Source organism: Photobacterium salinisoli (assembly GCF_003614885.1).
Classification (GTDB): Bacteria; Pseudomonadota; Gammaproteobacteria; order Enterobacterales; family Vibrionaceae; genus Photobacterium; species Photobacterium salinisoli.
Window position 1 is genome coordinate 26,300 of record NZ_QZMS01000014.1, and the last position, 14,053, is coordinate 40,352.

At 54.8% G+C, this 14,053-nt stretch carries 11 protein-coding genes; 1 reads left to right on the forward strand and 10 read right to left on the reverse strand.

Going from position 1 to position 14,053, the window contains the following annotated elements:
- Positions 1 to 12 precede the first annotated feature (12 nt).
- From D6M16_RS19195 to D6M16_RS19240, 10 genes are all read right to left on the reverse strand, one after another.
- The gene (locus D6M16_RS19195) at positions 13 to 1,986 is read right to left on the reverse strand and encodes a PTS mannitol transporter subunit IICBA (protein WP_120513608.1); all 1,974 of its coding nucleotides are present in this window, start codon (positions 1,984 to 1,986) and stop codon (positions 13 to 15) included.
- 580 nt (positions 1,987 to 2,566) lie between these two features.
- Positions 2,567 to 2,863, reverse strand: a complete 297-nt coding sequence (gene fis / locus D6M16_RS19200; RefSeq protein WP_027254108.1) for a DNA-binding transcriptional regulator Fis — start codon at positions 2,861 to 2,863, stop codon at positions 2,567 to 2,569.
- Positions 2,864 to 2,885: 22 nt separating this feature from the next.
- Positions 2,886 to 3,851 (reverse strand): tRNA dihydrouridine synthase DusB, encoded by a 966-nt coding sequence (dusB, locus tag D6M16_RS19205; protein WP_120513538.1) that lies wholly within the window; start codon positions 3,849 to 3,851, stop codon positions 2,886 to 2,888.
- A 155-nt stretch (positions 3,852 to 4,006) separates the two neighbouring features.
- Positions 4,007 to 4,891 (reverse strand): 50S ribosomal protein L11 methyltransferase, encoded by an 885-nt coding sequence (gene prmA, locus D6M16_RS19210; RefSeq protein WP_120513539.1) that lies wholly within the window; start codon positions 4,889 to 4,891, stop codon positions 4,007 to 4,009.
- A gap of 286 nt (positions 4,892 to 5,177) precedes the next feature.
- Positions 5,178 to 6,521 (reverse strand): acetyl-CoA carboxylase biotin carboxylase subunit, encoded by a 1,344-nt coding sequence (gene accC / locus D6M16_RS19215; protein WP_120513540.1) that lies wholly within the window; start codon positions 6,519 to 6,521, stop codon positions 5,178 to 5,180.
- 11 nt (positions 6,522 to 6,532) lie between these two features.
- A complete protein-coding gene (accB, locus tag D6M16_RS19220) occupies positions 6,533 to 6,985 on the reverse strand; it encodes an acetyl-CoA carboxylase biotin carboxyl carrier protein (protein ID WP_120513541.1) in 453 nt (150 codons plus the stop codon).
- Between the two features lie 22 nt (positions 6,986 to 7,007).
- Positions 7,008 to 7,460: a type II 3-dehydroquinate dehydratase gene (gene aroQ, locus D6M16_RS19225; RefSeq protein ID WP_046222159.1), complete on the reverse strand. Its 453-nt coding sequence runs from the start codon at positions 7,458 to 7,460 to the stop codon at positions 7,008 to 7,010.
- Positions 7,461 to 7,947: 487 nt separating this feature from the next.
- Positions 7,948 to 9,897, reverse strand: a complete 1,950-nt coding sequence (gene acs, locus D6M16_RS19230) for an acetate--CoA ligase (protein WP_120513542.1) — start codon at positions 9,895 to 9,897, stop codon at positions 7,948 to 7,950.
- A gap of 201 nt (positions 9,898 to 10,098) precedes the next feature.
- A complete protein-coding gene (locus D6M16_RS19235; protein WP_046222161.1) occupies positions 10,099 to 10,725 on the reverse strand; it encodes a 3'-5' exonuclease in 627 nt (208 codons plus the stop codon).
- 25 nt (positions 10,726 to 10,750) lie between these two features.
- On the reverse strand, positions 10,751 to 12,580 hold the full coding sequence (locus D6M16_RS19240) for a DUF294 nucleotidyltransferase-like domain-containing protein (protein WP_120513543.1): 1,830 nt from the start codon (positions 12,578 to 12,580) through the stop codon (positions 10,751 to 10,753).
- Positions 12,581 to 12,834: 254 nt separating this feature from the next.
- On the opposite strand from D6M16_RS19240, the gene D6M16_RS19245 reads away from it, so the two are divergent.
- Positions 12,835 to 14,007, forward strand: coding sequence for a 3-phenylpropionate MFS transporter (locus D6M16_RS19245; protein WP_120513609.1), 1,173 nt, complete (start codon positions 12,835 to 12,837; stop codon positions 14,005 to 14,007).
- Positions 14,008 to 14,053 lie beyond the last annotated feature (46 nt).

Consider the following 14,053-nt stretch of genomic DNA (forward strand, 5'->3'; position numbering starts at 1 on the left):
CTGCACTGGCGGTTACGCCGCTTCTTCACTGGCCAGGATGCTGAGCACTTCCCGGACATCCTGAGTACGCTTGAGGCGCTCAATGGCCTCGTGGTCGTCCAGTGCGTTCGTGATGGTAGTAATCACCTGAATGTGTTCGTCATTTTTGGCGGCAATGCCGATCACCAGATGGGCAATGTCGTCTTCGTCATCGGTAAACGCCACCCCGGCCGGATACTGGCAAATGACGATACCTGTCTTGATCACCCTGTCTTTGGCTTCCACTGTTCCGTGCGGCACGGCGATAGATTCCCCGAGATAAGTCGGCACCAGTGCCTCGCGGGCAAACATGGCATCAATGTATTCAGGTTCGGCATAGCCCAGTTTGACCAACTGCTCACCGGCGAAGCGGATGGCCTCGTCCTTATTGTTGGCCTGGAGTCCGAGGTGGATATTAGCTGCCTGGATCTGGAAAACCGAGGGTTGCTGAGGCTCCAGGCTGTCGTCATTGGCAGCTACCGGCGTCAGTTTCACCAGAGTCGGGTCATTTGCCGCTTCCGGGCTGGACGCGGCCATGATACGGGTGAGCAAATCATTGTAGACCTGACCGTCAAGGAAGTTGGTCAGCGAAATATGCTGAGCCTGCGGGGCATGCTTGCGGGCACGCTCAGTGAGATCTTTGTGGGTGATCACAATATCGACATCATCGGGCAGGTTGTTGATGGCACTGTTAGTGACATCAATATTTAGCCTGGCCTCACTGACTTTCTTGCGCAGTAAACCGGCGCCCATGGCACTGGATCCCATACCGGCATCACAGGCCACGATGATTTTGCGGACCTGACTCAGTTCAAGCGAGGCTGGGTGGTTAGTGGCAGTGGTCGCCGCAGAGCCTGTGGCAGCAGCCCCTTCGGTGGCTTTGCCCGACTTCATGGCTTTCATTTTCTCGCTGGCATTTTTCAGCGCGCTGCCGTCGTCGTCTTCGGTCACTTTCTGGGTTTTCAGCAGCAGTGATGCCACCAGGAAAGACACAGTTGCGGCTGCCACGATAGAGCACAGCACGCCCACTATGGAGGCTTTCGGCGCCATCAGCATCACGGCAAAGATAGAGCCCGGTGATGCAGGCGAGACCAGACCGGCATTGAACAGGGTCAGGGTGAAAACACCAGTCATGCCACCGGCAATTGCCGCCAGGATCAGGCGCGGATTCATCAGAATATAGGGGAAATAAATCTCGTGGATCCCCCCGAAGAAGTGGATGATGGCAGCACCCCCGGCGGTCTGTTTGGCGGTACCGCGGCCAAAGACCATGTAAGCCAGCAAAATACCCAGCCCTGGACCCGGATTCGCTTCAATCAGGAAGAAAATAGACTGACCGACCTCATTGGCCTGCTGAATGCCCAGCGGCGAGAAGATACCGTGGTTGATGGCATTGTTGAGGAACAGAATTTTCGCCGGCTCAACGAAGATAGAGGTCAGCGGCAGCAAACCGGCATCGACCAGGAAATTGACCCCGGCAGCCAGACCGCCAGAGAGAATTTTCACGAAAGGACCGATCAGGAAAAAGGCAACGATGGCACACAGCATCCCGATGATGCCGGCCGAGAAGTTGTTGACCAGCATTTCGAAGCCGCTTTTGATTTTGCCTTCAACGGCCTTATCAAAGTGTTTAATTGCCCAGCCGCCCATAGGGCCGACAATCATGGCCCCCATGAACATCGGGATATCTGTCCCCACGATCACACCCATGGTGGTCACGGCGCCCACTACAGCACCACGTTCGCCACCCACCAGTTTACCGCCGGTATAACCGATCAGCAGTGGCAGCAGGTAAGTGATCATAGGGCCAACCAGTTTGGCTATTGTCTCGTTGGGCAGCCAGCCGGTCGGAATGAAGAGAGCGGTAATAAACCCCCAAGCGATGAATGCGCCAATATTGGGCATCACCATGTTGGAGAGGAAGCGGCCAAAATTCTGTATCTTGACCTTGGTGTCTGGTGATATCATAACGTTTCCCCGTTTGATGTTCAGCTTCAAGTTCTGTTGTGTCGATAACGGTTCGCCAAAACCGTCGATTGCTTCGTACCCAATCAATCTACCACAGATCCTGAAAACGGAACTGATAACGGGGTTCCCGTGATCCCCGCCTCCTTTTTTAGCTCTCCCCCACCAAGATACAGTGATACAGCTAACATTTATCCTGTGTAATAAAATTACATTTGCCGTGTTTTTTAATAGTCAATTCATTTTAGCTGTCTTATGTCACATTTATTAACTGGTCGCTTATTAATCTTATAGTGATTAAGGTCACGTATTTTACATTTCATTAAGCGGTCACCGTCAGTCTTGGTGATCCATGTCACGCTGCTTATTTTGTTCTAGCTGTGAAATAAAAATGCACAATTAGAGTGATATCAATTTGTCGCTAAGTTACAGCCTGTGGTTATGCATCTGCGAGCTTACTGGTGGTACTGTGGGGAAAGATCGAAGCGGGATTGAATGTGAAGGGCTGCCAGGGAAAGCGCAGTTAAAAAAAGGGTTATGCGCGAGCATAACCCTGTAAAATCAGCGTCATCTGAACTGATGATCAGTTCATGCCGTATTTTTTCAGTTTCTTACGCAGGGTACCGCGGTTGATGCCCATCATGGTTGCTGCGCGGGTCTGGTTGCCGCGTGTGTACTGCATGATGGTGTCCAGCAGGGGTTGCTCAACTTCAGCCAGTACAAGCTCGTACAGATCATCGACGTCCTGACCGTTCAGCTGGGCGAGATAGTTCTTAAGCGAGGCTTTGACAGAGTCACGCAGAGGCTTCTGAGTGATTTGGTCTTGAGAAGTGACAGTAGTCACTGTAAGTGCTTCGGAAGTCAGATTTTGTTCGAACATATTCTGTAAGCTCTTCTGGTATTTATGCAACGTTGTCGAAGTAGCCTTGCAGCGCATCGAGTTGCTCTTGAGCATCTTCGAGTGCGTTGAAGGTCCGGCGGAAATCACCTGCAGAAGCCTGCTCTTTGAGGTACCACGACACGTGTTTACGTGCGATGCGTAACCCCTGGTACTCCCCATAGAAAGCGTGGAGTGCCTGTACATGCTCCAGCAAGATACTGCTGACTTCTTCAAAAGAAGGAGCTGGCAGGTGTTCACCGGTTGTTAAATAATGCTGGATTTCCCGAAAAATCCACGGTCGACCCTGCGCTGGGCGACCAATCATCAAGGCATCGGCCCCGGTATAATCCAGGACGAAGCGGGCTTTTTCCGGTGAATCGATATCACCGTTCGCAATCACAGGAATCGACACCGCCTGTTTCACTGCCTTGATGTAATCGTATTCCGCTTCACCTTTGTACATACAGGCTTTAGTTCTGCCGTGCAGGGCCAGAGCCTGTATGCCACAGTGTTCAGCGAGCTGTGCGATCTCGACACAGTTTCGGTTCTCTGTATCCCAGCCGGTCCGTGTTTTCAGCGTCACAGGGACGTCCACGGCGCTTACCACGGCCTTGAGGATATCCTCGACAAGATCCGGGTATTGCAGCAGGGCAGAGCCTGCCAGGCGTTTGTTCACTTTCTTGGCCGGGCAACCCATGTTGATATCAATGATCTGGGCACCGTGCTCCACACTGAAGCGGGCGGCGTCGGCCATCTGCTGGGGATCTGCCCCGGCAATCTGTACCGAACGAAGTCCAGACTCACCTTCATGCACCATGCGGTTGAGCGACTTGGCCGTTTTCCAAACGTCTGGGTTGGCAGACATCATCTCGCTGACCGCCATACCTGCGCCGTGGCGCAGGCATAACTCGCGAAACGGACGATCGGTCACACCTGCCATTGGCGCGACAATTAACGGGTTGTCTAATTGATATGGGCCGATCTTCAATGTCTGTTCCTGACTATGCCAGTAAGGGCGCGCATTTTACGCATTTTTTGCTGTGCTGAAAAGGCCAATATTTGAGCATCCTGATTTTGGATTGCAAAAGGTCATGGAATTCAGTGGATTGCTCACAAAATGCGCAATGGACAAATTTGTCAGGATCAGGCTTTTTGGCCTGAAATCCGGCACCATTCTTCACGGGCGGCGATCGGATCCAGCGTCAGCTCGTCGCTGTAATGGCTGGCCACATCTTCCGCCTGAGACTCCAGTACCCCGGAGATCGCCAGCAGGCCTTTGTCCCTGACCAGGCTCTTGATAACCGGTGACAGCTCACGCAGCGGACCGGCCAGAATATTGGCAACCACCACATCGGCCTGCAGATTCTCCGGCTGATCGTTGGGCAGATACAGGTCCAGATTGTCAGACACGCCATTGCGTTCGGCATTGTCACGCGAGGCCAGAATCGCCTGCGGATCAATATCAATCCCGATCACTTTGGCAGCGCCCAGCTTGAGTGCGGCGATAGCCAGAATGCCGGAGCCGCAGCCGAAATCGATCACGGTTTTGCCATTCAGATCCTGGCCGTCCAGCCATTCCAGACACAGAGAGGTGGTCGGGTGCGTACCGGTACCAAACGCCAGGCCCGGATCGAGCAGCACGTTGACGGCACCCGGCTCAGGCGCTTCACGCCAGCTCGGGCAGATCCACAGGCGCTGACCAAATTTCATCGGGTGGAAGTTATCCATCCACTCGCGTTCCCAGTCTTTGTCTTCCAGCTGCTCTACCTTGTAGGCAAAGTCGTCGGCAAGCAACGGGCTGCTTTTCAGCAGGGAGAGCACCATATCCATGTCACTTTCCGCATCGTACAGGCCAATGACGTCGGTATCGCCCCACAGGCGGGTTTCGCCCGGCAGCGGTTCAAAAACCGGGGTGTCCTGTGCATCCAGGAAAGTGACCGACAAAGCGCCGGTGTTTTCCATCAGCATGTCACCAATAGCTTCAGCATTGGCGGCGGTGGCATTCAGTTTGAGTTGAATCCAAGGCATGGTTATGTCGCTCTTGTGGAAACAGAAGGGGCGAAGTTTATCACGAAATGTCAGAAGACGGCACAGCGAGTACGTTAGCCGCTGGTAAAACAAAGTCAGCAGCAGGCGACAGCTAATGGCAGATACAGTGAAACGTCATCAGAAGGGCGTACAGCGGCATTTCGGGGGGATGCAAGAGGATGGTGCAGAGATGTGACTGTGTATCAAACCGTGTTGGTGGGCAGAACCCAGCCCAGATAACAAAAAGGCTGCCCGGAGGCAGCCTTGGTTATCGCATACTGAGTGCTTATTGCAGGCCCAGTTTTTTCTCCAGATAGTGGATGTTAGCGCCACCGTGCTGGAAGTTCTCGTCTGCCATGATGTCTTTCTGCAGCGGAACGTTGGTCTTGATGCCGTCGATGATCATCTCGTTCAGGGCGTTACGCATCCGCGAAATCGCCACGTCACGGTTTTCACCGTAGGCAATCAGTTTGCCGATCATCGAATCGTAGTGCGGCGGAACCGTGTAGCCGCTGTAGATGTGGGACTCCCAACGGATACCCATACCACCTGGCGCATGGAAACGCTCGATCTTGCCCGGCGAAGGCAGGAAACGCACCGGATCTTCAGCATTGATACGGCACTCAATTGCGTGGCCACGCAGGTGAATGTCGCTCTGGCTGAATGACAGCGGCTGGCCGGCTGCAATGCGCAGCTGCTCTTTGATCAGATCAACGCCGGTGACCATTTCGGTGACAGGGTGTTCAACCTGGATACGGGTGTTCATTTCAATGAAATAGAACTCACCGTTTTCATACAGGAACTCAAAGGTACCTGCACCGCGGTAGTTGATTTCGATACACGCACGGGTACAGCGCTCACCGATGTACTTGCGCATCTCTTCGGTGATGCCCGGTGCCGGCGCTTCTTCAACCACTTTCTGGTGACGGCGCTGCATGGAACAGTCACGTTCACCCAGATGGATAGCACCGCCCTGGCCGTCAGCCAGCACCTGTACTTCGATGTGGCGCGGGTTTTCCAGGAATTTCTCCATGTACACCATGTCGTTGCTGAACGCCGCTTTGGCTTCTGCACGCGTCATGGCGATCGACTGGATCAGATCCGCTTCTTTGCGTACCACGCGCATACCACGACCACCACCGCCGCCAGAAGCTTTGATGATGACCGGATAACCGATACGCTTGGCGATAGACTTGTTTTTGGCTTCATCGTCGCCCAGCGGGCCGTCAGAACCCGGTACACAAGGTACGCCGGCTTTTTTCATGGCGTTGATGGCGGACACTTTGTCACCCATCAGGCGAATAGTGTCTGCTTTCGGGCCCACAAAGATGAAGCCTGAACGTTCAACCTGCTCGGCAAAATCCGCGTTTTCAGACAGGAAACCGTAACCTGGGTGGATGGCAACTGCACCTGTCACTTCTGCCGCACTGATGATGCGGGGAATATTCAGGTAGCTGTCTGTGCCTCGAGCCGGACCGATACAGATAGACTCATCTGCCAGAAGAACGTGTTTCAGATCGCGGTCAGCTGTGGAGTGCACAGCGACCGTTTTGATCCCCAGCTCTTTACAGGCACGAAGGATACGCAGGGCGATTTCGCCGCGGTTTGCTATGACTACTTTATCTAACATATGCGCCTCAGTTACTCGATGATAACCAGAGGTTGATCGAATTCAATCGGGTCACCGTTTTCGGCCAGGATAGCCACAACGGTACCGGCTTTATCGGCTTCGATCTGGTTCATCATTTTCATGGCTTCAACGATGCACAGGGTATCGCCAACATTTACGCTTTGGCCCACTTCCACAAACGCTTTTGCTTCCGGGCTAGGTGCGCGGTAGAAAGTACCGACCATAGGAGACAGTACCTGGTGACCGGCAGGGGCCGCAGGTGCAGCTGGAGCTTCGGCCGGTGCTGCTACTGGTGCAGGTGCGGCAGCTGGTGCAGGTGCTGCGTACATTTGCGCAGGTGCAGCAACCGGTGCTGCGGTAGTACGGCTGATGCGTACTGACTCTTCACCTTCAGAGATTTCCAGCTCGGAGATGCCTGACTCTTCTACCAGTTCGATAAGTTTCTTGATCTTGCGAATATCCATGTATCTTTACTCTTAATGTTGTTCATTGAGCATTCTGAAGACGGCGGACAGCTGCCTCCAGGGCGAATTCATAACCATCAGGGCCCAAACCGCAGATCACGCCGACTGCCTTGTCAGACAGGTAGGAATGGTGGCGGAAGGGCTCACGGGCATGCACGTTTGATAAATGTATTTCAATAAACGGGATAGCCACGCCCAACAGCGCATCGCGAATGGCGACGCTGGTATGGGTATAGGCTGCCGGGTTGATGAGGATAAAATCCACCTTACCGTGCGCCTGGTGGATGGCTTCTATCAGTGCGTGTTCTGCATTGGACTGTAGGTGATCCAGTGTCACGCCCAGTTTGGCGGCTTTGGCACTCAGGTTTGCTACAATCTGATCCAGTGTCTGCTGGCCATAGTGTCCCGGCTCGCGCAGGCCCAGCAAATTCAGATTGGGTCCATTAAGCAGTAAAATGCGGTAACTAGTCGACATATTCTGTTATCTATACCTGTTCTTGCTAATTCAAGCGACAAAGCACAAAAAAACTGTGACTTTGCTTCCTTTCATGCAAACCATCACGGCCTAAAACCTGTTAGTTGCTCAATTATAGAGAATTCAGCACAATTCGCAGCAAAATACTGGTCTAATCACCACTTTTTTGACCTTACAACTGTACGCAACTGGCTTAAATTGCCGCGTGTCGTCTCGCTTTTCGTCGCTTCTTCAGTAAGATAGCCGACAGATTAACCACACATACAAGATAAGCGGCCAATCACCTTGAATCTTAATCAATTTTGCGGAAATTAACCGCAGAATGCAGCAGGTTCTAACAAAGATGGTGTGCCGGGGAATCTGACAATGGAGAAGGGCGGAGAGTTCCCGCCATGCTGTTTGGCTGTCCAGCTGCTGCTACAGGAACCGGTTTACGAAAAAGAAAGCCGCCTTGCGGCGGCTTGAGTTGAGTGCAGGTGCTTGTCGGTTAGACGACTTTTTCTTTTTCTGCGATCAGTTTGTCGACCACACTGGGATCGGCCAGGGTGGAGGTATCTCCCAGCGAGCCGGTGTCCCCGGTGGCGATTTTGCGCAGAATCCGGCGCATGATTTTACCGGAACGGGTTTTCGGCAGTGCGTCCGTCCAGTGCAGGAAGTCCGGTGTGGCAATCGGGCCAATTTCCTTACGCACCCAGTCTTTGACTTCTTTATGCAGCTCGGCCGTGGGTATCACGCCGTCATTCAGGGTGATATAGGCATAAATGGCCTGGCCTTTGATATCGTGCGGCACGCCGACGATAGCGGCTTCGGCAATTTTGTCGAAAGCAACCAGTGCCGATTCAATTTCAGCGGTTCCCATGCGGTGACCGGAAATATTCAATACGTCATCGACACGGCCGGTGATCCAGTAGTAACCGTCTTCATCGCGTCGGGCGCCGTCACCGGTAAAATACATACCTTTAAAGGTAGAGAAGTAGGTCTGTTCGAAGCGCTCATGGTCACCCCACAGCGTACGCATCTGCCCCGGCCAACTGTCCAGCATCACCAGGTTGCCTTCAGTCGCGCCCGGCAGAATGTTGCCCATGTTATCGACCAGCGCAGGCTGAACGCCAAAGAACGGACGGGTGGCTGAGCCGGGTTTCAGTGCGGTCGCGCCAGGCAGCGGGGTGATCAGTATGCCGCCGGTTTCGGTCTGCCACCAGGTATCGACGATAGGGCAGCGGCTGTCACCGATAGTGCGGTGGTACCATTCCCAGGCTTCCGGGTTAATCGGCTCGCCGACAGAGCCCATAATCCGCAGCGATGAACGCTGGGTGCCGGCAATGGCTTCGTCGCCTTTGGCCATCAGGGCGCGAATGGCGGTAGGCGCGGTGTACAGGATATTGACCTGATGCTTGTCGACCACTTCGCTCATGCGGGCAGTTGACGGATAATTGGGAACGCCTTCAAACAGCAGTGTGGTCGCACCGTTGGCCAGTGGTCCGTACACCAGATAGCTGTGTCCGGTGATCCAACCCACATCGGCGGTACACCAGTAGACTTCACCTTCCTGATAGTCGAAGACATATTTAAAGGTCATGGTCGCATAAACCAGATAGCCGCCTGTGGTGTGCAGCACGCCTTTGGGTTTACCGGTCGAGCCAGAGGTGTAGAGGATAAACAGCGGATCCTCGGCATTCATCGGTTCCGGATCGCAATGATCCGGCACAGCGGCGGTGGCGTCATGCCACCAGACGTCACGCTGATTGTCCCACTCCACCGGATTACCGGTACGTTTGAATACGACCACTTTCTCAATGCTGGTGACGTCAGGGTGCTTCAGGGCATCGTCGACGTTCTTTTTCAGTGGCACAGCGCGGCCCCCGCGGACACCTTCATCGGCGGTGACAACGACTTTGGCTTTCGAATCGATTATACGGCCGGCGAGGGCTTCCGGTGAGAAGCCGCCGAAGACGATGGTATGCACGGCACCGACGCGGGTACAGGCCAGCATGGCAACGGCAGCTTCGGCCACCATGGGCATGTACAAACACACCACGTCGCCTTTTTTCACGCCCTGCGCTTTGAGCGCGTTGGCGAACTGGCAAACCTGCTTGTGCAGTTCGTTGTAAGTCAGGGTGGCATCATCGGCCGGATCGTCGCCTTCCCAGATGATGGCAGGCTGGTTGCCGCGGGTTGCCAGATGACGGTCGAGACAGTTGGCGGAGACGTTCAGTGTGCCGTCTTCAAACCACTTGATGCTGACGTGACCGGTATCGAAAGAGGTTTGTTTGATCTTATTGTACGGGGTGATCCAGTCAACAATCTTACCGTGCTCACGCCAGAAGGCTTCCGGGTCGCTGACAGACTGCTGGTACATGTCGATGTATTGCTCTTCCGTGATATGAGCCCGCTCAGCAATCTGCTGGTTGACAGGGTAAACATGAACCTCACTCATCTCATTCTCCTTGTGTTTCCGTCTTCGTCCTGCGCGGACCGGATCATTGATCATTATAGTTGTGTTAACTTGAGCCAGATTCGGTACAGGCTCAATTAGACTTTAGGATGAGTGTGCGCTGTCATGGCTTTTTCTGTGTATTTGCATTGGCTTACATTATTTCCCGCCAGGCTGGTTGGAGGAGTGGCGGGCCAAAAGCCATCATAAAGGAGAGGTCAGAGCGGGCAGATCCCCGTGCTTGAGCCGGACATAGATCAGGGCGGCGGTAATACTGTCCTGTAAGGCATCGTGCCGTTCCGGGTGCGGCAATCCCAAATGACGGCTGATGGCCTCAAGGCTCAGGTCGTAGCAGGTATTGGGCAGTTGACGCTCAAGCTGCTCATGGTACAGGTGGCTGACTTCCACCAGCTTATTGGGCAGGGCAAACCCGAACAGCCGCTTGAAATAGCGATCAAGAATCGCCTTATCATAACGGATATGGTAGCCGACCAGAGGGCGGTTGCCGATGAACTCCAGCAGCAGTGTCAGCGCCTCTCTGGGCTCCAGGCCGTGACGGAGATCCTGATGGCGCATCTTGTGGATGGTCACCGAGGCGGCGCTCAGGCTGTCGGGCGGGCTCAGGGTCAGATACAACGACTCACTGGTCAGAATCCGGTTGGCTTTGATACGGGTGGCCGCGATAGTCACCAGCTCCGCGCTGGCGGGATCCAGGCTGGTAGTTTCACAGTCAACCGATACCAGCTCATCGCCGCTATAGCGCTGAAACAGGGCGTGTATCGGGTGATGGCGAAATTTGTACTGATACCACCAACGACGCAGAATATTCATGTCATCTCACCATTCCTTAGTATCATCAGTCTCTGATTTGGTAGTGATAGCCGAGCCATTCTTTAAATTTCTTCACCACATGCAGGCTATGTCGCAGGAGGTCGCGCTCCGCGCGGCTAAGTGTGGCCAGATCTAACAGATGATGCTGTCCGGCAGAGGCGGTGCCCGCAGGCAAGCTGAGCTGCTGGCGCAGCCTGAGCCGGATGAAGAGTTTCAGTGCCTCGCTCAGATTAGAAGCCGTACTGGGCTCCAGTACCTGGCGTTGCTCCAGCACGGTCAGACGGCGAAAAGTATTGGTCTCTGCCACATTGTGCTCAAGGGCCAGGGTTCTGATGCCGTGAACAATCGGGAAAATACCGCCCCGCTTGATGTCCGGGCCGCTTTTACCGCGTTTGATCTGGCCGAACAGGGTCAGGGGGACGCTGAACTTGAGTGCCGGGCGGGCAAAGGTCGCCAGCAGTAATTCCTGGCTGCTGAGCCGTTGATGAAGGTGATGTTTGACCGGGGCCAGCAGTTGCCGGTTACCCGCGATGGCCTGAGCATCTGCCAGGATAGCCAGCGTCATCATGGCGGCTTCATCGCCTTTATCGCAGCATGTCTGCAGGGTGTGCTGCCAGCCGGAGACACTCTTTACCCAGTCCGGATTATTGACCATGACCCGGCCCGGGCAGGGCGGATAACCCAGCTGACACAGGGTGTCACTCAGTTGGGTCATCACGGTCTGGCATTCGGGCCAGTCGATGTTATCTGCCAGGATCAGGGCGTTATCTTGATCGGTTTTCAGAATTTGTTCGCCGCGGCCTTCCGAGCCCAGCACTAACAGGCAGCAGAGCGGCTGCCATCGTTCTGGCACCACCAGCTGAAAGGCTTTTTCAATAATTTGTTCATTGATGCTGGCAATCAGCTCCATCAAAAAACGGGTATGAATGCCGTTGTTGAACAGTGTCTCCACCAGCGCCTGCTGGCTGTCTGCCGCCAGTGCCAGCTCCTGAATGCTGGTGGCGCGGGCAATCCGCAGTGCCAGCACATGGGAATGGGTGGAAAACAGACTCAGTACCTGGGTCATGTCCAGCATGCCAGCGATCGCATCACCCTGGGTGACCAGCACGCGTTTGACCTTGTGCCGGGTCATGCTGATCATGGCGTTAAACAGATACGCTCCCAATTCAATGCTGATCACCGGCGAAGTGGCTATCTGGCCGACCGCCGTGCTGGGGGCCCGGTTATCCAGCATGACGGCATGCAGCAGATCGGTACGGGTGACAATACCAAACCTGTGACCGGCGTGCTCTGTCGTGTCATCCACAATGATGAAAGCCGCGTCGCAGTTGCTCTGGCGCATCCGGGTGGTGGCGGTCCGCAGATCCGTATCGGCTGGCAGGATCAGGCAGGGCTGGATATTGTCCTGGCGGACGCGGGTCAGAATGAACTCAGCCAGATTCTGTTGCTGATGAGCCTGTTCGAGCAATTGCTGGCGGGTGGCCAGATCGCTGTTGAAATAGGCCGCGAACGCCGGATTCTGCTGACACAAACCGGTAAATTGCGCCTGAGGGAGCAGATAGCAAAGTGTATCTTCTGTGGCCCGGTACTGATGGCGGCTGTGGCCGCTGAACTGGGCGCGCACATCAAAAAGGTCATCTGTGGTGTAGTGGGCAAAGTGCTCTTGCCGGTCTGCCGAGGTTTCTTCCACGCTGCCTTTGATAATAATATGCAGCGACTGGCAGGGATCGCCGGCCCGGATGATGACTTCACCGCTGCGAAAATACGCCACATCCAGTGCTTTGAGCAGAGTATCCTGCTGGCTGCTATCGAGCCGGTCAAAAGGGATCAGTGACGTATTAAAGGTGTCCGGCATTGCTCTCTCTCTTTGTGGTGCTGACGCTGGTCACAGGGGGCGCACTGTGGTGACGATGAAACCTCTGCTAAGCAGTGTCGCCCAGTGCCCGCTTTTGCTCCAGCCGACTTTAGTCTAGGGGGACGGCAGACGACCGGTGTGCTGGCCAAGGCGGGAGAATGTGCGGGATCAAGAGGAATACCTTAGCGGTTGCCTTTCCTGCCATGTGCTCAGCAGGCATAATGACGACCATTTTCATGCAGCAGGGTTTTGAGATGTTAAGAAGTAGCCCGTTTGGCTGGACAGCCCAGTATATGTTTGGCTTTTATTTTAATTATGGCGTGTATCTGCCGTTTTGGGCCGTGTGGCTCAATTCGCTGGGTATAGCGGCCGGGGATATCGGGGTGTTACTGGGGCTTGGGCTGGGGGTGCGCTGTTTTGCCAATATGGTGCTGACACCCAGAGTGCATCAGGTTGAGCATCTGTTGCCGGCACTGCGCTGGCTGGCGGTACTCAGTTTGATCTGTTGCGTGTCTTTTGTCATGACCAGCAGCAACCTGATAGCCCTGACGGTCGTGATTGTGCTGTTCAATATTCTTGTCGGTCCGGTGATCCCGCTGACAGACAGTCTGGCCAATTATTACGCCAAACACGGGCATTTAGACTATGGTCGAACGCGGCTCTGGGGATCGATCGCTTTTATCGTCGGCTCAACCATAGCCGGTATGGCAGCGGCAGAGTTTGGCGCTGCAGTCATTCCCTGGGTGGCGGCTGGTGGCCTGGCTGTTGCCCTGTTATTGTCGTTGCGCCAGCCGACGGTATTACCAAGTGATGCTGCCGCAGTGCGCCAGCCCCGGCCTCCGCTACTGGGGATCCTGCGCGATAAACGGGTGATGCGTTTTCTGATCATTGTGGCCTTGCTGCAGGGCAGCCACGCAGCGTATTACAGCTTCAGCGCCATGTACTGGAAGACGATCGGTTACAGCGAAGCGGTCAGCGGCTATTTGTGGAGCTTCAGTGTGATCGCTGAAATTGCGGTATTTGCACTCAGCAAGCGACTGTTTGCCGGCTGGAGTGTGGCGGCCATGTTCCGTCTGGCGGCAGCGGGGGTCTTGTTGCGCTGGGGGCTGACCGCGACCATGACGGAATTGCCTATGCTGGTGCTGACGCAGGCGCTGCATGGCGTGACCTTTGCCGCGGCGCACCTGGCGGCGATCCGATATATTCAGCATGCGCAAAGTCATCAGATGGTTGCCCTGCAGGCGCTCTACAATGCTTTGCCGCTGGGCGCTGTTATGGCGGCGCTGACCACCCTGAGTGGCTGGGGATACGGCTGGTGGGGAGCCGATGTGTTCTGGCTGATGGCCATCATGGGGCTGCCGGTTTTGCTGATGAAAATTGATGAATCGCCGCAGGCAGCACCGACAGAAGCGCAGGAAGTGCATTAAGCAGAACGGGCTGGCGGGTGAGATGTGACCTGCCGGACGGATACTC